This window comes from Flagellimonas algicida (assembly GCF_049629585.1).
Classification (GTDB): Bacteria; Bacteroidota; Bacteroidia; order Flavobacteriales; family Flavobacteriaceae; genus Flagellimonas.
The window spans coordinates 1,194,346-1,214,037 of sequence record NZ_JBMYIX010000001.1 but is presented as its reverse complement, the minus strand read 5'-3'; the positions used below and the strand labels follow the sequence as shown (position 1 = coordinate 1,214,037).

At 38.1% G+C, this 19,692-nt stretch carries 22 protein-coding genes; 7 read left to right on the top strand and 15 right to left on the bottom strand.

The window, feature by feature from the left end:
• Positions 1-201: 201 nt before the first annotated feature.
• From ACPD8L_RS05485 to ACPD8L_RS05475, 3 genes are all read right to left on the bottom strand, one after another.
• A complete protein-coding gene (locus ACPD8L_RS05485) occupies positions 202-867 on the bottom strand; it encodes a hypothetical protein (protein WP_423942416.1) in 666 nt (221 codons plus the stop codon).
• Positions 868-880: 13 nt separating this feature from the next.
• The gene (locus tag ACPD8L_RS05480; RefSeq protein ID WP_423942415.1) at positions 881-1,756 is read right to left on the bottom strand and encodes a leucine-rich repeat domain-containing protein; all 876 of its coding nucleotides are present in this window, start codon (positions 1,754-1,756) and stop codon (positions 881-883) included.
• A 73-nt stretch (positions 1,757-1,829) separates the two neighbouring features.
• Positions 1,830-2,762 (bottom strand): ankyrin repeat domain-containing protein, encoded by a 933-nt coding sequence (locus ACPD8L_RS05475; protein ID WP_423942413.1) that lies wholly within the window; start codon positions 2,760-2,762, stop codon positions 1,830-1,832.
• Between the two features lie 489 nt (positions 2,763-3,251).
• Here ACPD8L_RS05475 and ACPD8L_RS05470 point away from each other — a divergent pair, with 489 nt between their 5' ends.
• Entirely contained in the window at positions 3,252-4,364 is a 1,113-nt protein-coding gene (locus ACPD8L_RS05470) for a leucine-rich repeat domain-containing protein (protein ID WP_423942412.1), read from the top strand.
• 9 nt (positions 4,365-4,373) lie between these two features.
• Here ACPD8L_RS05470 and ACPD8L_RS05465 read toward each other — a convergent pair whose 3' ends face one another.
• Both ACPD8L_RS05465 and ACPD8L_RS05460 read right to left on the bottom strand, forming a co-directional pair.
• Complete coding sequence (locus ACPD8L_RS05465) at positions 4,374-4,694, bottom strand: hypothetical protein (RefSeq protein WP_421809638.1); 321 nt, start codon at positions 4,692-4,694, stop codon at positions 4,374-4,376.
• 168 nt (positions 4,695-4,862) lie between these two features.
• The gene (locus ACPD8L_RS05460) at positions 4,863-5,480 is read right to left on the bottom strand and encodes a hypothetical protein (RefSeq protein WP_423942410.1); all 618 of its coding nucleotides are present in this window, start codon (positions 5,478-5,480) and stop codon (positions 4,863-4,865) included.
• A gap of 123 nt (positions 5,481-5,603) precedes the next feature.
• Between ACPD8L_RS05460 and mtaB the strand changes: the two genes are divergently transcribed.
• Entirely contained in the window at positions 5,604-6,932 is a 1,329-nt protein-coding gene (gene mtaB, locus ACPD8L_RS05455) for a tRNA (N(6)-L-threonylcarbamoyladenosine(37)-C(2))-methylthiotransferase MtaB (RefSeq protein WP_423942408.1), read from the top strand.
• 50 nt (positions 6,933-6,982) lie between these two features.
• Here mtaB and ACPD8L_RS05450 read toward each other — a convergent pair whose 3' ends face one another.
• Positions 6,983-7,276, bottom strand: a complete 294-nt coding sequence (locus ACPD8L_RS05450; RefSeq protein WP_116217986.1) for a GNAT family N-acetyltransferase — start codon at positions 7,274-7,276, stop codon at positions 6,983-6,985.
• Positions 7,277-7,436: 160 nt separating this feature from the next.
• Here ACPD8L_RS05450 and ACPD8L_RS05445 point away from each other — a divergent pair, with 160 nt between their 5' ends.
• Positions 7,437-8,099, top strand: coding sequence for an alpha/beta hydrolase (locus ACPD8L_RS05445; protein WP_423942406.1), 663 nt, complete (start codon positions 7,437-7,439; stop codon positions 8,097-8,099).
• A gap of 46 nt (positions 8,100-8,145) precedes the next feature.
• Positions 8,146-9,120 carry a lytic transglycosylase domain-containing protein gene (locus ACPD8L_RS05440; protein WP_423942404.1) on the top strand — a complete coding sequence of 325 codons (975 nt, stop codon included), beginning with the start codon at positions 8,146-8,148 and terminating at the stop codon, positions 9,118-9,120.
• A gap of 97 nt (positions 9,121-9,217) precedes the next feature.
• Here ACPD8L_RS05440 and ACPD8L_RS05435 read toward each other — a convergent pair whose 3' ends face one another.
• The 3 genes from ACPD8L_RS05435 to ACPD8L_RS05425 all read right to left on the bottom strand — a co-directional run bounded on the left by ACPD8L_RS05435 (position 9,218) and on the right by ACPD8L_RS05425 (position 11,382).
• The gene (locus ACPD8L_RS05435) at positions 9,218-9,892 is read right to left on the bottom strand and encodes a hypothetical protein (RefSeq protein WP_293301196.1); all 675 of its coding nucleotides are present in this window, start codon (positions 9,890-9,892) and stop codon (positions 9,218-9,220) included.
• 387 nt (positions 9,893-10,279) lie between these two features.
• The gene (locus tag ACPD8L_RS05430; RefSeq protein WP_423942402.1) at positions 10,280-10,861 is read right to left on the bottom strand and encodes a DUF5063 domain-containing protein; all 582 of its coding nucleotides are present in this window, start codon (positions 10,859-10,861) and stop codon (positions 10,280-10,282) included.
• A gap of 245 nt (positions 10,862-11,106) precedes the next feature.
• On the bottom strand, positions 11,107-11,382 hold the full coding sequence (locus tag ACPD8L_RS05425; protein WP_423942401.1) for a hypothetical protein: 276 nt from the start codon (positions 11,380-11,382) through the stop codon (positions 11,107-11,109).
• Positions 11,383-11,387: 5 nt separating this feature from the next.
• On the opposite strand from ACPD8L_RS05425, the gene ACPD8L_RS05420 reads away from it, so the two are divergent.
• Entirely contained in the window at positions 11,388-11,516 is a 129-nt protein-coding gene (locus tag ACPD8L_RS05420) for a hypothetical protein (protein ID WP_423942400.1), read from the top strand.
• 137 nt (positions 11,517-11,653) lie between these two features.
• Here the strand turns inward: ACPD8L_RS05420 and ACPD8L_RS05415 are convergent, their stop codons facing one another.
• From ACPD8L_RS05415 to ACPD8L_RS05405, 3 genes are all read right to left on the bottom strand, one after another.
• Complete coding sequence (locus ACPD8L_RS05415) at positions 11,654-12,070, bottom strand: RDD family protein (RefSeq protein ID WP_423942398.1); 417 nt, start codon at positions 12,068-12,070, stop codon at positions 11,654-11,656.
• Between the two features lie 263 nt (positions 12,071-12,333).
• Positions 12,334-12,903 carry a hypothetical protein gene (locus ACPD8L_RS05410; protein ID WP_423942396.1) on the bottom strand — a complete coding sequence of 190 codons (570 nt, stop codon included), beginning with the start codon at positions 12,901-12,903 and terminating at the stop codon, positions 12,334-12,336.
• Positions 12,904-13,082: 179 nt separating this feature from the next.
• Positions 13,083-13,598, bottom strand: coding sequence for a DUF2892 domain-containing protein (locus ACPD8L_RS05405; protein ID WP_423942395.1), 516 nt, complete (start codon positions 13,596-13,598; stop codon positions 13,083-13,085).
• Positions 13,599-13,766: 168 nt separating this feature from the next.
• Between ACPD8L_RS05405 and rpmH the strand changes: the two genes are divergently transcribed.
• Both rpmH and carB read left to right on the top strand, forming a co-directional pair.
• Entirely contained in the window at positions 13,767-13,925 is a 159-nt protein-coding gene (rpmH, locus tag ACPD8L_RS05400; protein ID WP_082433296.1) for a 50S ribosomal protein L34, read from the top strand.
• Positions 13,926-14,017: 92 nt separating this feature from the next.
• The gene (carB, locus tag ACPD8L_RS05395) at positions 14,018-16,870 is read left to right on the top strand and encodes a carbamoyl-phosphate synthase large subunit (RefSeq protein ID WP_421809629.1); all 2,853 of its coding nucleotides are present in this window, start codon (positions 14,018-14,020) and stop codon (positions 16,868-16,870) included.
• 72 nt (positions 16,871-16,942) lie between these two features.
• On the opposite strand, the gene ACPD8L_RS05390 is transcribed toward carB, so the two are convergent.
• The 3 genes from ACPD8L_RS05390 to ACPD8L_RS05380 all read right to left on the bottom strand — a co-directional run bounded on the left by ACPD8L_RS05390 (position 16,943) and on the right by ACPD8L_RS05380 (position 19,523).
• Positions 16,943-18,190 (bottom strand): autotransporter outer membrane beta-barrel domain-containing protein, encoded by a 1,248-nt coding sequence (locus ACPD8L_RS05390; protein WP_423942394.1) that lies wholly within the window; start codon positions 18,188-18,190, stop codon positions 16,943-16,945.
• Positions 18,191-18,253: 63 nt separating this feature from the next.
• Positions 18,254-18,871, bottom strand: a complete 618-nt coding sequence (locus ACPD8L_RS05385) for a DUF7151 family protein (RefSeq protein ID WP_116217977.1) — start codon at positions 18,869-18,871, stop codon at positions 18,254-18,256.
• Between the two features lie 211 nt (positions 18,872-19,082).
• Positions 19,083-19,523, bottom strand: a complete 441-nt coding sequence (locus ACPD8L_RS05380) for a carboxymuconolactone decarboxylase family protein (protein WP_116217976.1) — start codon at positions 19,521-19,523, stop codon at positions 19,083-19,085.
• Positions 19,524-19,692: the final 169 nt, after the last annotated feature.

The following is a 19,692-nucleotide window of genomic DNA, read 5'->3' as shown; positions in this document are numbered from 1 at the left end:
TGGGCTTAAGGTATGGATTTTTATGGAATGAGGTGGAAAAACAAAGGGGTTGAATTTCAGGTTGTTGGCGAAATTCCAACTCAATGTGTAGGAAGAATAATGCTCCACTCAAATCGGTTCCGGGGAATACGTTGCCTGCCGCGATGTCTGCTACTGTGTTGTAAACTGTTTCTGCAAAGGAGGTGGACTATTTCAGTTCTTCTACATAAAATTGTCAAGTTTCTCACCGGGGAATAGTTGTGGGATGTAAAAAAATAAGCTGCTATTGTTTCTAAGAAGTTCTTCTTTCCTAATAGTAAAAGTTTGTTGCCATCCTACAAAACCTTTGGCTTGAATTAAAGCGTCAATGTACTCTGCAAAAGTACATTCTAAAGAACAAAATCCGTCACTTCCACTCTTTAAGTAATATAATTTATCTGTTATCGCTCCATTTTCAATAATGAAACCTACTCTTATCCAATCATTGTTATCATTATCATCAATATGACGAAAATTGAATAAATCTTCTTTTTCTTCCTCAATTATAGTATCAGCCCAATTGTCTAAAAACTTATCATAATTGAGTAAACTTCCCAAATTAGGGATATTGATTACCCCTTTTATATAATCTAAATCATCATAATTATGTTGTTTTTTTAAGAAATTTTGTCCATTATTAGGTTCATAATGCCATTCTATTTCTACTCCGTCCATTTGCCTATAAAATGCCAATACACTTTCTGGCATCTCACGGATTTTATAGTAATCTTTTAGGTCTTCAATATCCTCATCATCTAAACTAAGTGAAAGGAATTCTGTATCTACCTTAATGTAAGGATTATCTTTTAGTTGGTTTAATAAATCTTCAAATTTTTTAGTATAGTTCATTTTTCCTTTTAACCTATTTGGTTATTATAGTAATCTTTTGTTGTTCTTTCCAAATTTGTGGTAGATCAACCAACTCACTATTGCAGATTTCTATATAATTTAGATTTTCCATTTCTAAGAGTTTAGTGGGCAATTCTCTAATTTGTGTATTATTCAAAAAAAGTTCTCCTAATTGCGGAAGTTTGTAAATTACTTCTGGAATAAATTCTATGGGATTATGACACAATGAGAGCGTTGTGAGCTTTTTTAATTTTGCTATTGTATCTGGTAATTCAGTTAAATTATTACCATCAACACGTAGATCATCTAAATTTGTTAAGTTCAAAAGCCAATCGGGTAATTCGTGTTGAAATAATGCTGAAATATCTAAACGTTCAAGTGATATCAAATTACCAATCCAGGGAGGAACAATTGTAAGAGGGTTATTACCAATACTTAGGCTTTCTAATTGTTTACATTCTCTTAAACAATCTGGAATACTTTTTAGTTGGTTCTCTCTTAAATCAAGATAGGTTAGTTGTTCAAGTTGACAAATGGCTGGATCAACTTCAACGAGCTTGTTTTCAGCTAATGAAAGAAGATATAAATATCTTAATTTATTGATTTCAGCAGGCACAGAGATAATATCATTGTTATCTAATTGCAATGTCCTAAGTGCTGTCTTTTGAAAAACTGGTTCTGGAATTTTTTCCAACTTGCAAGATTCTATCCGTAGTTCATAAAGTCCTGGATTATGGTCCCCTAATACAAATTCTGGGATTTCAACTCCTTGTAAGTCAATCCCTCTTATGCTTATAAAAGCTGCTTCATCGCCTATAGCAGCTGAACCAAGTGGCACAGGCCTAGTTCCGTGAGGTACTTGTTTCTTTAATTCGTTTATAATGTCCATCTATTGCTAGTTGTTTTTAATATGCCATCTCATTATATCTTCTAAATTGCCTATGGTAGTGTAACTGATTTAATTAACTTTTCAAATATTCTATAATTTCCTTATTTCCTACTCGCTCTGCAAAATCTAGAGTGGTTTCGTTCTGAATATTTTTAATTCCTTCAATTTTAGCTCCTTTATTTATCAAAAATTTGACCATATCAAGATTTTCATACGAGATTGCCGTCCATAAGGCAGTGCCGTATCCTCCTTCGGCATTAATATCAGCTCCGTTTTCCAATAAAAAATTAACCATTTCTAAATTATCATTTTGATTATATAAGGCAACCATTAATGGAGTGCGTCCTTGCCTTATTTCATTGATGTTAACACCATAACTTATTAATAATTTAATACATTCTAAGCACCCTATTGCGGCAGCTTGTGTCAAAGCACTATCACCATTTTCGTCAACTAAATTAGGGTCGGCTCCTTCTTTGAGCAATAGGCCTACATTATTCGGATTAGAATAACTGCAAGCAATGATTAGTACGGTACGACTCAAATAATTTTCCTGAGAGTTAATATCAAATCCATTATCCAGTAAATAAATGATACATTCTTCTGCATTTTCTATCTTCACAACTACCCCAAGTAAGCTTTCATCATATTCATCCAATGAAAAAATATCAGCTCCTTTTTCTACCAACACTTTCATTTCTTCTAAATTAAGTTCTGATGCTTTGTTAAAAAGTTTTTTATTTAAATTAGATTTCATCATTATAATCTTAGAATGTAATTTGTCTTTAAGCTCCGTAATAAATTCTCTAACTTGTTCTGTAAGGCTACTGAGTTTTCTATTTAATGTTGCTTGAGGGGCCCCATTAGATATACCACCGTGGGTATCTATTTCTTTAGTACAGCCAACATCTAGGTCTTCAAATCCATCTAAATTAGTATTTGGATCAAGAGGCTCACCTTTAAACCCTCTTTTTCCATATCTTGTTCCCTGTTCAAATTTTTCCAATGCTTAATTTAACGTGGAATTTCCGATTACAATTTCCCATGGGGTTCTTTGATGAGGTGCTTAAATCCTCTCAATAATCTCTCTAATTTTCTTAGAGATGTCGCCTAAGCCTAAGAGTGAGGCTAAGAAACCTAAAACAATTGGGATCGTTTTTGCTAAAGCATCTTCCAATATTCTGGTATCCTCCAAAAATCAGATAAGGTTGTCAAATAACTGAAAAATATTACGGAGCACTAGTAAAGTACTGTTATCTTTTTCTTTTAAGAAATGCTTTTTGTACTACACAATATTTTTTGGTTCTTTATAAAATTACTTGCATCTTATTTTTTTTACTAAACACAAAACGAATCAATTTTATAAAATTCTTTAAAGGCCTACTATATTGTCTATAATTTCAATATGTAAAGTAGCACATTTAGAAAAAATTTAAAACTTTGCAAGTAATTTCATATAGAGCCTTTTTTTTATATTAATAAAAATTATGGTGCCATGAAATATTATACACTTCAGGAACTTTCAGCAACAAATCCTAGGAATGTTGTTAGGATTCAAGATCATCAGAAAGATGTTTCTGACTTTTTTAATAGGATAGAAGATTTTGAGAATCTAGAAGCCTTACATCTTACAAATTGTAATATTCAAAATATACCTGAATCTCTTTTTCTACTACCTAAGTTAAGGGTACTAAGTCTTGGGGATAATCAAATACAAGATTTACCTTCATTAAACAACGAAAATATTAGTATTGGAATGGTTTTCTTGGAAAACAATAGGCTTACAAGAATCCCAACTATTATTCTAAAATGTAAAAATATAGCTATATTAGAATTAGAGAATAATTTTATTAAAGAGTTACCTGAAGAAATAGGCTACCTTACTTGGCTCAAAAATTTATCTCTTAGTAATAATCAAATTCAACGATTGCCCGAAAGCATAGGTAGTTCACTTTTTGAATTAAATTCATTACGTATAAATAATAATCAGCTAAGTGAGATACCAAGTTCTATTGGAAATTATCAATATAATTTCAATTTTTTAGATGTGGGTAATAATCAAATTGAAGAATTGCCAGAAGAATTGATGAATCTAGAAAATTTAGAAAGCTTATACATTCACAATAATAATTTAGATGAAATGCCTTTTTGTATAAAAGGTATGGTAAACTTAGAAAACTTAGATTTATCGCAAAACAAAATTAAATATATTCCTACTTGGATAAATGAACTCAAACAATTAGTTTCTTTATATATTTCTGAAAATTTATTACAAAACATTCCAAGTTCTATAGGTACATTGAAACATCTAGAAACTTTACATTTATTTGAGAATAAACTTACAAAGTTACCTTCTGAGATTGGTAATTTAGAATCTCTTCAGGTTTTAGCAATAAATCAGAATCCAGTTCAAGAAGTCCCCCAAGAAATAGCTAATCTTCTGAATCTAAATGAGCTCTATATAAATGATACATCAATCAAAGAGTTACCTAATTCTTTACAAAACTTGACTAAGTTAAAGAAACTAGATATAACAAATAGTAAATATACCAAAAAGCAAGTTGAAATTCTAAAAGAAGAAATGCCTTATACTCAAATATATAGTTAGAAAATAACCCTAAAATGTAGGGAAAGCTGTTTCTATCATAAATTCAGCAGGATTATTACTTGCCATCATTAGTACCGCACTTGTGCCTTGTCCTTTAAAGCTAAGTTCATGATGTTCATTCTCCAAAGTAAACTCTACTTTTGCGTTCCACCAATCTTTTATTTTTTGTACAGTATCTTTTCCAAATTTAATTATTCCTTGTGCTAACTTAATCACCTTTTCCAACACCCAATCAATCGCTTTATTAATAGGTGCTTGAATCCTCTCAATAATCTCTCTTATCTTCTTAGAGATGTCGCCTAAGCCTAATAAGGAAGCTAAGAAACTCAATACACTTTTTTAGGATTTGATATACTTCTACATTATTTGCGACAAAGACTATATCAATGAATTAAATTTGGTGATTGCGTTCTCAATGGTTTCTATCAAATCTTCACAATTGTTTATCCAGTCTTCTTTTCTTATTTTTTTGATGATTGGAATGATTTCTTTTATTTCCTAAGCAACTAAAATCTCTATAATTTTTTCAATCGAATCACAAGTTTCTTCCTTTTCTATTCTTTCAATCAGTAATGGTACAAATTGTTTGAGTTTTTGGTCTTCGATATAGTTTACAACAGCTTCTCTTACAGCAATACGTCTATGAGTAAGATAAGGAATGATTAGGTTTACAGCTTCTTGGTTATCAATATCATGAGTATTTAAAGCCCAAATAACTTTTTCAACAAAATATTGAGTTTTTTTATCTTCTAACTGTAAGATGTTTATATAGATGGGTATGTTCCTTTCATCATCAACATCTTGTAAGATATCAAAAAATCTTTCTGCATTTTCTAAGCCTTGGTAATCAAAAATTTTGAAAGATATATCTAAAACGGTGTCAAACTGTTCTTTTCTTACAAGACTAACTAAAATTAATTCTAACTTTAGTTCCATTGACTTTTCTTCTCCAATCTTCATTAGATATTCATAGGCCAATTCTTTTAAAATTTCTATTGGATTGCAATTTCTAAGTTGCTCGAGGCATATACTACGAACCTTAACATAATCTTCAAGTGTATCAAATTGATTATCAAGACTTGCTAAAATTTTGCATATTTTAGTATGTTCGTCCATTTTTTATATTTTTTTCTTCACATACTTGCATTGGCAATTTTCCATAGGGTTCTTTGATGAGGTGCTTAAATCTAGCGAAAAAACAAATCACTATCTTTGCACCCCTCAATTAAAGGCTTGGTAATGAACAAAAAAGTCGCTTTTTACACCTTGGGCTGCAAGCTCAACTTTTCCGAAACCTCCACGATTGCCCGAAGTTTTGAGAAAGAGGATTTTACGCGTGTGGATTTTTCCGAGGAAGCGGACATCTATGTGATCAACACCTGCTCGGTGACCGAGAATGCCGATAAGCGGTTCAAGACCATTGTAAAGCAGGCCCAGAAGGGCAATCCCCATGCCTTTGTGGCCGCTGTGGGATGTTATGCCCAACTAAAACCCGAGGAATTGGCCGCTGTGGATGGTGTGGATTTGGTGTTGGGGGCCACGGAAAAGTTCAAGATCACGGATTACTTGAACGATCTTTCCAAAAATGATAGGGGAGAGGTGCACTCCTGCGAGATAGCGGATGCGGATTTTTATGTGGGCAGTTACGCCATTGGCGACCGTACCCGGGCCTTTTTAAAGGTGCAGGACGGATGCGACTACAAATGCACCTATTGCACCATTCCATTGGCTAGGGGCATATCACGCAGTGATACTTTGGAAAACGTGCTGGGAAATGCCCGTGAGATTGCCTCAAAGGATATCAAGGAAATCGTTTTGACCGGCGTCAACATTGGGGATTATGGTAAAGGGGAATTCGGCAATAAAAAGCACGAGCATACCTTTTTGGATTTGGTGAAGGCCCTGGATGCCGTAGATGGGATCCATCGTTTGCGCATATCCTCGATCGAACCCAATTTGCTGAAGAACGAGACCATTGATTTTGTATCACAGAGCGATACGTTCGTGCCCCATTTCCATATTCCTTTGCAAAGTGGAAGCGATGAAATTTTAAAGTTGATGCGCCGCAGATACCTGTCCAATCTTTATGTGGATCGGGTAAAGCGCATTAAGGAGACCATGCCCCATGCCTGTATTGGAGTGGATGTAATTGTTGGTTTTCCGGGGGAGACGGATGAGCATTTTCTGGAAACCTACCATTTCCTGAACGAATTGGACATTTCCTATTTGCATGTGTTCACCTATTCGGAAAGGGACAATACCTTGGCCGCTGAAATGGACCAGGTGGTGCCACAAAACGTACGGAGCAAGCGAAGCAAAATGCTTCGTGGGCTATCCGTCAAAAAAAGAAGGGCATTCTACGAAAGTCAGTTGGGTACCGTACGCACTGTTTTGTTTGAAGGGGAGAACAAGTCTGGTTACATTCACGGTTTTACCGAGAACTATGTAAAGGTCAAGGCGCCTTGGAATCCTGAATTGGTGAATACCTTGCACCAAGTGGAGCTTACCCAGATAGATGAGGACGGTCTAGTACGGTTTGAGTTTGTTTCCGATGCCGTAACGGCATAAAAAAAACCTCTCAAAGTAGAGAGGCTTTCAATGTTTTCATGCTGGTTTGGTCAGATGCGAATCCCTACGGGCAACATCTCCTTGTACTGTCTGTTTTTCCGTAAAAAACCTGCAATATGCGGGCTGGTGGGAACTACTCTCAGGTTCTTCTCCTGAATGTGGTGCAGAACGGCCTTGATAAAGGCTTCCTTAAAACCATCTTGGGTAATCCCTTCAGGAATTACCAACTTGGTCAAAAATACTTTACGCTCCTGTGAAGAGTACTCAATTTTAGCCAAAACGCCGTCGACTTTGGTCTCAAACTGGCGCAAGAAGCTATTGTCATTGATTTCAATTTCAGTCATATAGTATTGTTTTTAAAATTGACTCGACCTAAATTACCAAAGCGGTAATTGACTATCCCTTTAAAAAAAGCATTATGTCACGTGAGGTTCATTACAAAAGGGGTACAAAATTACTCAAAAAATTGCTAATTTCCTAACCCTTATCGATATTTGGTGCGAAATGCCCGACAATCCCATCCATATCTACCTCATGCCGGGAATGGCTGCCAACCCATCCATTTTTGATGGCCTAAAACTTCCTGCCGATACCTTCGAGATGCATACCCTGGAGTGGTTTGTTCCGGAAAAGGGTATGGACTTTGAGACCTATGCCATAAAGATGTGCGATAGGATTGCACATGATAACCCTGTTCTTCTTGGAGTGTCCTTTGGGGGTATGTTGGTACAGGAAATGGCAAAGCATATACAGACCCGAAAGGTGATTGCGGTATCCACGGTAAAGACCAAGGATGAACTGCCCAAGCGGATGATCTTTGCCAAGTATACCAAGGTGCATAAACTATTGCCCACGGGATTGGTGAACAATGTGGAGCTTTTGGCCAAATACGCCTTTGGGGAAACGGCCACTAAGCGTTTGGATCTCTACAAAAAATACCTTTCGGTGCGGGACAAACAATATATAGATTGGTCCATAGACCATATCGTTAACTGGAACCAGACCCGACCACCACAAAATTTGGTGCACATCCATGGCGGGAAGGATGCGGTTTTTCCCATGGCCAACATCAAAAATTGCATTACCGTAAAGAACGGAACCCACACCATGATCATACACCGGGCCAAGTGGTTCAATGAAAATCTCCCCTCAATTATTTTAGAATAAGGCCGTTCTTATAGTATCTTTACTGTAAATTTTATAGAATCTTGGTATGAAACAGATAAAAAATATATTGGCGATTATTGGTTTGGTGGCAGTGGTGAGTACGCTCATATTTGCGGTTCAGACCGATTCAGTGGACACGATTGAAAAGAAGGAGACACCTCCCAATGAGGTTAAGGATTTGGACAAGAATGTGGCCGACACCTATCAGATCAGTGCCATAGAGATTCCAAAGGATTTAAATTTTGCGGGCGAACCCGTTCCCCAGGAAGATCCAGAGATCATGGAGCGTGTGGACCGTGAATTTTTGGTGAACACCTATTGGCAGTCCAATGCCCTCTTGTTGATGAAACGGGCCAACAAATACTTCCCGATCATTGAGCCCATACTTAAAAAAAATGGCATCCCTGACGATTTTAAATACTTGGCCGTGGCAGAAAGTGGCTTGGAAAATCTGGTTTCTCCAGCTGGGGCCACTGGTTTTTGGCAAATTATGAAAGGGACTGGCAGGGAGTATGGTTTGGAAGTGAACTCCAATGTAGATGAGCGGTACCATGTGGAAAAGTCGACCCAAGTGGCCTGTGATTACCTTAAAAAATGGAAAGAACGTTTTGGAACCTGGACCTTGACGGCAGCAGCCTATAATGCGGGACCCGGAGGCATCCAAAAATATATGGGCATCCAACAGGTGAATGATTACTACGATTTGCTATTGGGCCAGGAGACCGGACGCTATGTGTTCCGTATTTTAGCGATTAAGGAAATTATCTCCAACCGCGATAAGTATGGTTTTCAGTTGGATGAGGAGGACATGTACGAAAAAGTACCAACCTTTACCGTTGAAGTGGATACCGCAGTGACCAGCTGGGCGGATTTTGCCGAACTTTACGAAATCAACTACAAGGTACTGAAACGCCACAACCCTTGGTTGCGCGAACCCCATTTGAACAACGCTTCACGCAAAAAGTACACTATTGAAATCCCCAATAAAGGCTACTACCGCGTGGGGAGTGTAGGGAGGTAAATAAGTGTACCGGATTTGAGGGTTCACTTATCGGTTTGGCTATGATTTCGTTGTGGAATCTTCGCAGGATTATTCCGACGAAATCCAGCCGTTTGATTTATAGATTAAACATCGATTTAGCTTTTTGCCACAATGAATTATAGCCATTGTTGCCATTAGTTTTTATTCCGTCAATTAAAGAATCCAATTCGGTTTGTTCCAAGTTGTTTGTATTGTCATAAATCAAATAAAAAGTCAATACAAAATTCCGAACCTCGTAAGTCAAAATCCTCAAATTTGAAGGAATTGTTTCAGTTCCATTTTTGGTTTTGTAGTCAAATCCATATTCCGTCGAAAGTGCGCCAGTCAATTCGTTTTTCAATATCCTTTTGGCGTTCATTTCTACTAGGTTAGTCTTTTTTGCCAAATAAGGTGCCCACATTAACTCAAACTTGTTTATACTCCGAATATTGAGATTACTTCCGCCTTTTAATGCTTTGATATCAAAAAGATAGCACGCAATTATTGGTCTTCCATTATTTTTTTTGAGTGTAAAAACAGGTGAAAAAATCCCGTTTTCAAAGCTCTCTCTGTCCTTTTTTGAAAATTCAGAGTTTTCTGGAAAAACATATTCCTTTTTAAAGTTTTCAAATATTCCGCCGTCATCGACAGTAAATTCTTTGGGAATTGGAATTGAAATACCTATGTCGTTCAATTCAACAGTATTTTCTAAAATTTCAACCTTTGGTTTGAATTTCAGCTCTCGGATTTTTATTTGGTCAGTTAGTTTCATTCAAATTAATGGCAACTTTAAAGATATGATTCGTTTTTAATGAATTATATCAGTCGATAAGTGAAGTTAATATTTTTTTGGTATAGATTCCAGTTGAAATTGAGGGTTAATTGACCAATACCCCATTTGGATTGACGGATGGCCAAAAAAAGGGAAAAGTCGTATGAAAGAACACCAACAAAAGCTGTTACCGCGCGGGGAGTGTAGGGAGGTAAATAAGTGTACCGGATTTGAGGGTTCACTTATCGGTTTGACTATGAGCAGGCGGGCTTTAGAAGCGCTTTCTTGTCAGCCGAGCCGATAGTTAGTTTATAGTTTTACCCTTTCGTATTACACTGTCGCCCCGCTTGCTTATAGTTTTTGTTAGCCACAGTATTTTTTCTTTTTTCACATTGCTACTTTTCCGTCATACCACAAATAATGTAATGCTCTCATTGCGTTAATGCAGTGATTCCCCCAATGGTGATTAAATCCGAATTTCAGTTGCCATAAAGCGTCTTCAATTGATTCGTCAGTTCCGATTTGGTCAATCTTAGTCAGTCCTTCTTTGAGGTCAGCGTAAATGTCGGCAAAGTCGTCAACTAACCAACCTTGAGAGGGTTCTCTATCGGTAATTTCCCACTCTTCACCTGGCTTTCCATTTTCTTCCGTGTATGTTGGGTCGAAAACTTCCCAATAAAAACTGTCTTTGCCAAGATTCGAAATCAGATTCATATTCATTTTTCTGAGTTCGTCTTTGTCAATTTCGTCAAATTTGCTCTCGGGTCCTGAATGAATCAACTCAATCGTTTCAAGGTTTAAAGCTGTTCTATATAATTCAGATAACGCTTTATGTGATTCTTTGTAGAATTGTTTTTGGTTTAAATCACCATTTTCTAACAACGTCACGAAATGTCGAGCTGCATTTAAGAAGTCAGTCGTTGATTTCTTATTCAGCAATTCTGTTATTTCAGTCGACAGTTGTTTCATTGTCTTTTCATATTGTGGTTAACTTTAAAGATATGATTCGTTTTTAATGAATTATATCGGTCGATAAGTGAAGTTGATGGTTTCCTGGCAAAAATTCAAGTGGCAATTGACCAATACCCCATTTGGATTGACGGATGGGCATAAAAAGGGAAAAGGTATATGGAAGAGACCCGAATAAGGGCTATTACCGCGTGGGGAGTGTAGGGAGGTAAGCTGCAATGGAGCTATCTATGGGATAAAAAACTCTAGTCACAGATTATATAAAATTCGGAATTCCCATATTCATCTGAAATTCCAAAGTCCAATTTGACTTTTGAAATTTTACCATCAATTTTTTTGACCAATTTGAAGGGGATTTCAAAATCAAAGGGAAGATTTGTTGCATCTTCTGGATGATCCAACCCAAGAACGGGTAATTTTTCAACCAATGTCTGTTGGGTACCATAAGCATCCGTAAAATAAAAGCGCAAGGCTCCCGGGTAAAAATCAAGAATATATTCCATGGCAGTGACCTTGAGCATAATCCATGTTTGTTGGTAATGGTCGTGAAGAAAAAGAAAATCAACGGGAAAACCCCAATCAATTGATCAATGCTTCATTTGAATTGACGGATGGCGATAAAAAGGGAAAAGGTATATGGAAGAATACCAAATAAGGGATGGATGGTAAGGCTGTTTCGGTTGAGGGGGTAGTACATGTTATAGTAGGACGAAAATTATGACATTGAAAAGTGAATAATACGTATCTATTGTTGGATAGGGTGAGTTTGGTTGATTCCAATGGAAAACATGATTAAATTTTATCTTCTACCACTAAGGTCTTCGAAATTACATCATGCCAAGCTTTTGCATTCCCACCCAAGAGAAGCGAAAATGTTTCAAAAGGTATCCACCTACAAAAGTATCTGACCATTGAAGTCTTAAAGTCAATATTCTTACCAGATAAATTAACGACTCTTGTTTTAGTGAAATGTTTCCCCACTGTTTTTCCTAAAAAAAACTCCATTAATATATAATATCCGGCAGAAGTAAAAATAAGAATCAATTCTTTGGGGATATATATGTTTATATACAACTTTTGTGTTTCCTGAATGACAAATGCCAATAGAAAACAAAACATTGTATCGATCAGATAATTGAAAAATCTTTTTTTCTTGGAAGCTTCTACAATTTGTATTGAATTGGAAACATTTGAATGGGGTATTTTCATTTTAAAATAAGTTTTTATTCACTCCTACTGAGGAATGAAGAAATGACTTATTCAAGAATAAAATCGGAATGAATTGACCAATACCCCATTTGAATTGACGGATGGGCATAAAAAGGGAAAAGTCGTATGAAAGAACAGCAACAAAAGCTATTACCGCGCGGGGAGTGTAGGGAGGTAAATAAGTGTACCTGATTTGAGGGTTCACTTATCGTTGAGTGTACGGTCGTTTTAATACCATTTATGCATTCATTTTTACAAGCTTTTTATTTAAATGTCAGTAATACAATAGTTTTAATTATCCAATTGGCTAATTCGGATTCATTAAATGCATTACTTTCTCTATACCTGAAGTTTCCAGGATTAAAAACTGACTGCCAATCTTCGTGCCCCAGCTTCTTGTAAGAACAATAGTTAAAATTCGGGATAGTATCATTTATAGGTTTGTTAATATTAATTACAATTTTTTCAATATCTCCATTATTTGAATCATGCTCGGAGAAATTGATAAACCGATGAATATTTGGGTGATATTCACTAATTTCATCAAGTATTATATGCTCGGATTCATCAATTTTTCGAATTCCTTGCCAATCGTTATTGTTTTCTTTGTCAACAATATAGCCATTATTTAAAAGTTCTTTTTTTACCAGATCGATAGAGTTCCTATATATATTTGTACTATCCAGATTAACAAATTCTATATAAAAAAATTTATCTTCTGCTTGTTCAACAGCCTGAATTTTCTCGCCTGATTCAATTGATGATTGTGAAATGTTTTTACAGGAAGTCAATAAAAATGCTGCGGAGAGATATATATAGAAAATCCTTCTCATTTTATTGTTTGTAATGTAAGATACAATTCAGTTTATTTTTTATGAATTATAATGACCATAAGTGAAGTAATAATTTCTTTGAATAATTTGCCACGGGCAATTGACCAATGCCCCATTTGGATTGACGGATGGCCCATCCCAACGAAAAAAAGAAAGTAAAATAAAGAAGCGGAGAACCCTTAGATCTTCTTCATCTGCTGCTGCATCATCTTGATCTGCTCGGTAAGCATATTGTTCTTGTCCAGCTTTTTGGCCTCTTGCAACAATTGGGTGGCCTCACGTTTTCTGCGCTTTTGCATGGCAATGCCTGCCAAGCTCAATTTGGCCATGGCCACATCATAATCCATGGTCAATCCCAGTTTTAGGGCCTTTTTAAAGTATTTTTCGGCCTGGGTAAGGTTTTTTTGTGAAAAGATGATCCCGTGTAGGTAGTTAAAGTACCCCTGTTGTTTTTTGATCAAGGCAGCTTCGGGGTTCTTGATCTTGTTCAACCACTTTTGGGTGCCTTCCAAATCCTGTTTGCGCATGCGCAAGAAGGCCAAAAGGATAAACTCGTTCCTGAAGTACAGAAAGATGAATACCAAGGAGAGCAGGATCAATGAAATACCATTGCCAATGTATCCTTCCACAAATTGGTATACGGCATAGGCTATAATGAGACCGGCTATAACGAGCTTAAGATTTTTGTTGAACATATTCCAGTTGATTTTCTTTGGATTAAAAGAGGTGGCAAAAGTAGTAAAAACTAAATTAAATATTTTTGTTCAGGGCTTGTCAAAGTAAAAAGTCTTCGTATATTTGCGCCCAGAATTTTTCGGGAAGACAATCTTTCCACCAACAAAATCCATTAAAAGAGTTCCGAAATGAAAAGAACGTATCAGCCGTCAAAAAGGAAGAGAAGAAACAAGCATGGTTTTAGGGAGCGCATGGCGACTGCCAATGGTAGAAAAGTTCTTGCGAGAAGAAGAGCCAAGGGAAGAAAGAAGTTAACGGTTTCCTCTGAGCCAAGACATAAAAAATAATGATAGTATTTTAGATTTAAATTAAAGGTGTTACTTTTCTAGGTAACACCTTTTTTTTGACTTGAAACCAAAAACGAGTAACACTTTTTAGAATGCCAAAGAGAAAAGATTTAAAATCCATTTTGATTATCGGTTCTGGCCCCATCATCATTGGCCAGGCATGTGAGTTTGATTATTCTGGTTCCCAGGCCCTTAGGTCGCTGCGTGAAGATGGGATAGAGACAGTCTTGATCAACAGCAATCCCGCTACGATTATGACAGACCCTTCCATGGCGGATCATGTATACTTGAAGCCCCTTACCACAAAATCAATCATTGAGATTTTAAAGAACCACCCCAATATAGATGCCGTTCTACCCACTATGGGAGGACAAACGGCCTTGAATCTTTGTATTGAAGCCGATGAAAAAGGCATCTGGGAAGACTTTGGCGTGGAGATCATAGGTGTGGACATCGACGCCATCAACATTACCGAAGACCGTGAAAAGTTTAGGGAGTTGATGTTGAAAATAGGCGTGGGCATGCCTCCACAAGCATCGGCCACCTCTTTCCTAAAAGGAAAGGAAATAGCACAGGAGTTTGGTTTTCCTTTGGTAATTAGAGCTTCATTTACCCTTGGTGGGGCTGGAGCGGGTATCGTATATGATCCAGAGGATTTTGATGATATGTTGAGCCATGGTCTGGAAGTATCACCCATTCACGAGGTGATGATCGATAAGGCCTTGATGGGTTGGAAAGAATACGAATTGGAATTGCTTCGGGACAAGAATGACAACGTAGTGATCATCTGTACTATTGAGAACATGGACCCCATGGGTATCCATACCGGAGATTCCATTACCGTTGCTCCCGCGATGACCTTATCTGACAGAACCTTCCAACGCATGCGGGATATGGCCATCCATATGATGCGAAGCATTGGGGATTTTGCTGGGGGATGTAATGTGCAGTTTGCCGTAAGCCCGGACGAAAAAGAAGATATTATTGCCATTGAGATCAACCCAAGGGTTTCCCGCTCATCTGCTTTGGCCTCCAAGGCCACAGGGTATCCGATTGCAAAAATTGCAGCCAAATTGGCCATCGGCTATACCTTGGACGAACTGGACAACCAGATTACCAAGTCCACATCGGCCTTGTTTGAGCCTACCTTGGATTATGTGATCGTAAAAATCCCAAGATGGAACTTTGATAAGTTTGAAGGTTCCGACAGAACCTTGGGACTTCAAATGAAGTCCGTAGGGGAAGTAATGGGTATTGGACGTTCGTTCCAAGAAGCCTTGCACAAAGCCACACAATCTTTGGAAATCAAAAGAAATGGATTGGGAGCCGACGGCAAGGGATATAAGGATTACGAGACTATCATTGAGAAGTTGAGAGTGCCCAGTTGGGACAGGGTTTTCGTGATTTACGATGCCATTCAACTTGGAATTCCATTGAAACGTATCCACGAAATCACCAAGATAGATATGTGGTTCCTAAAACAATACGAGGAATTGCATTACTTGGAGATGGAGATATCCAAATACACCATAGAAAGTCTGCCCAAAGCACTTTTGTTGGAAGCAAAGCAGAAAGGTTTTGCCGATAGACAGATTGCCCACATGCTGGATTGTTGGGAGAGTGAGGTGCACAGCAAGCGAATGGACCTGAACATCAATCGGGTGTATAAATTGGTGGATACCTGTGCGGCAGAATTCAAGGCCGTTACGCCTTACTATTACTCCACTTTTGAGGAAGAGATCGAAACTGCCGATGGTCAGCGTTATGTGGCCAACGACAGTGAGGTGACCGATAAAAAGAAAATTGTGGTACTAGGCTCAGGACCAAACCGTATTGGGCAAGGAATCGAGTTCGATTATTGCTGTGTGCACGGAGTTTTGGCTGCGGCCGAATGTGGTTATGAGACCATCATGATCAACTGTAACCCGGAAACGGTATCCACGGATTTTGATACGGCGGACAAGCTGTACTTCGAGCCTGTTTTTTGGGAGCATATTTATGACATCATCCTGCATGAAAAGCCCGAAGGGGTCATTGTTCAGTTAGGTGGTCAGACCGCCTTGAAGTTGGCCGAGAAACTGGATAAATACGGAATCAATATTATAGGAACCAGCTTTGAATCCTTGGATTTGGCCGAGGATAGGGGAAGCTTTTCCACACTATTGAAAGAGAATAACATTCCTTACCCAAAATTTGGGGTGGCCGAAACGGCAGATGAAGCTTTGGCCCTTGCCGATGAACTGAATTTCCCCCTTTTGGTGAGACCCTCCTATGTTTTGGGAGGACAAGGGATGAAGATTGTCATCAATAAAGAAGAGTTGGAGGCCCATGTGGTGGATTTGCTACGAAGCATTCCCAACAACAAGCTCCTTTTGGACCACTATTTGGATGGGGCCATAGAGGCTGAAGCCGATGCCATTTGTGATGGGGAAGATGTGTATATCATCGGAATCATGGAGCATATAGAACCCTGCGGTATCCACTCCGGGGATTCCAATGCCACTTTACCCCCCTTTAACTTGGGTGAGTTTGTAATGCAACAGATCAAGGATCATACCAAGAAGATCGCTTTGGCCCTGAACACGGTGGGATTGATCAATATCCAGTTTGCTATCAAAGATGATATAGTGTACATCATTGAGGCCAACCCGAGGGCATCCAGAACAGTTCCTTTCATTGCAAAAGCATATGGGGAACCCTATGTGAATTATGCCACCAAGGTAATGCTGAAGGAAAAGAAGGTGAAAGACTTTACGTTTGACCCTAAATTGGATGGATACGCCATTAAACAACCGGTTTTCTCCTTTAATAAGTTCCCCAATGTAAATAAGAACCTAGGGCCGGAAATGAAGAGTACAGGCGAAAGTATATTGTTTATTGATAGCTTAAAAGATGATGAGTTTTACAACCTATATTCTCGTCGAAAAATGTATTTGAGTAAGTAAAAGTAGAAAGAGGATAATAAAAAAAGGGGTTGATTTATCAACCCCTTTTTTATTTTTAGCCTGTTGTGGGGCTTATTGTTTCTTGGCATTTTCAATACTTTCCAGACGTTCGGAGAGCTTTTCAATAAGCTTATTTTGCTCTACTAGCTTGGTATTGATGTTTTTTAAGCTATCAATCTCTTTTTGTTGTTGGATGGTATGTAATGTCAACTCTTCTATTTTTTGCAATAAATGAGCGTCCATTTTACCAAGATTGATGCCTTCTTTTTTTACTTCTTCCGCACTTGGGATATTGGGAAGGTGACCATGTTCCTTTATATAAGACTCTACTTCAGATAAACTGAGAAGTTTGTGGTCTTTGGTAAATACAAAGTCGGGCCAATTTCCTTCAAGTTCAACTTTTACGCCTTCGGCAATGACATTTCCTGCCACTGCAAGCATATAACCTTGGGTATTGGTGGTCCCTATTCCTACATTTCCCATGCTATAAGAAAGATCGTTGCCGCTAATGGACCATGGGGATGATGGTAATGCCGATCCGTTGACCAAAATATTGGTGGCGTTGAGGGTTCCGTCCACATCCAAGGTGTATCCCGGGGTATCGGTTCCAATACCCACGTTTCCAGAATCAAAATAGGCATCCCCAGAATTGAGGCTCCACAAGGGGGATTCCAAGGCCAATCCATTGACCAAAATGTTGGTGGCGTTGAGCGTTCCGGCCACATCCAAGGTGTATCCAGGGGTGTCCGTTCCAATACCCACGTTTCCAGAATCAAAATAGGCATCCCCAGAATTGAGACTCCATAGTGGCGATTCCAATGCCGATCCATTGACCAGAATATTGGTTGCGTTTAGCGTTCCTGCCACGTCCAAGGCATATCCCGGAGAATTGGTTCCTATTCCTACATTCCCGGTACTGTAATAGGTGTCGTTTCCTGCTACCGTCCATGGTGAGGAAGAGTTCTCCAAAGGAGCTCCGTTCACCAAAATATTGGTAGCGTTAAGAGTGCCTGCTACATCCAAGGCATAATTCGGGGAATTGGTTCCAATACCTACATTTCCCGAAGTGTAGAATGCGTTGTTTCCCGTCAGACTCCAAATGGGTTCTTGAATAGAAGACCCATTCAACAGAATGCTACTGGCATTTATGGTGCCAGTAATGATGTTGGTTGCGTTCATTGTGCCTGATACATCCAAGGTATAGTTGGGAGACAGTGTCCCTATGCCCACATTCCCAGATGCTGGGAATGAGTTTTGTCCATAAGAAGACGTAAACACTAGGGCCAAAAAAAGTATGTAAATCGGGATTGTTCTTTTCATGATAATTCTAAAATCTAAATTTTAAGATATGTTTAGAGGTTTTGGATGTACCCAACATCTGTATTATTCATATTCCCTAAGCTCAAAGGATAAGTTTTCAAAATTATCGGCAAATACATTAATTCCATTTTGTAACTCCAGTCTAACCTGGTTATTGCCAACCAATTCACCTCGAACCCCGGTATGGGTGCTGGGGGTATTATAAAAAATGACCGTTTTACCAATGTCGATAGCCCTATCCAAAGTTCCCAAATATCTTCCTTGGGATTCCCGGACCCATGATATGCCCAAGCTCAAGGAATTTTCAACAATAACGCTGGTTGGGTCATCGGTCCCAGACTGACTTATCAATGATACGTATGAAGTAAATGGGAAACCTGAGGAATCCATGTTGCATAGGTATTCTGAGGAATCCACTTCTCCTGCCTCCAGTTCTCCATTATCATTGGCGTCCAAGCCAACATCGATACGAAAACCTCCTTGGGAGCAGTTCTCTCCGGGTTGTTCTATGAAAGTTGCTATTAGGCTGTTGAGTCCATCCGATCCGTCACTTCCATTAAGACCGTTGGTACCATCTTTGCCGTCAAGACCATTGGTTCCATCTTCGGGACTGCAAGAAAAAATAGAGAAAAATAAGATTGTTAGCACACCTAGTAGCGGCAGAGGTAAGTTCTTTTTCATGGGGGTTATCGGCAATATTATTTTATGTGTGTAAAATTAGGAAACCATCTCCAAAAAAAAATTACCATTAGGTGGAAAGCTCAATAAATCAGATGAAATGCACAGTAGGAAACATCTTTAAAGGGATTTTTCCAAGAATGGCCTAAATGACCAATATCCATAAAAAACAAAAGTCTCATTTGGAGTCCTTTGTGGTTTAAGAATGTATAGTTTAATATACTAAGGGTTTTTGTGTACTTATGGCTATTCGGTTCCATGCATTTATGGTAACAATTGCCATAATGATCTGGGAAATATAGCTGGCATCAAATCGTTCCATAGCTTTTGAATAGGTTTCCCGGGTGAGTCCTTGGTCATGGATCATCGTGACTTCCTCGGTTATTTTTAGGATGACTTTCTCCTCTTCACTGAACAGCTCGGTGTCCCACCAGGCATCTAAAAGGAACAATTTTTTAGGGTCTTCGCCCATTTTTAAGGCCTCTTGGGTATGCATATTGATGCAAAAAGCACAGCCGTTCAGTTGTGAAGCCCTTATTTTGATGAGTTCATAATGCAATTTGCTCAATTTTCCCTGTTTTAAATATGCCTCCAAGCCAAACATGGCCTTATAGGCCAAAGGTTCGGTTTCATCAATTTGAATTCGTTGCTCCATTGTTTATCTTCTTTTTAGATTTTAAGGCTAAGGTATCCAACCTAAAAACTAAAAAACTTAAGCGGGTTTAAGAACGTTTTTTGGCCAGACCGCAAATGCAGGAATATGTAGGGGAAGTATTTTGCGAAGAATTGAATTTCACGGTATTCCTACAAAATTTTTGACAAAA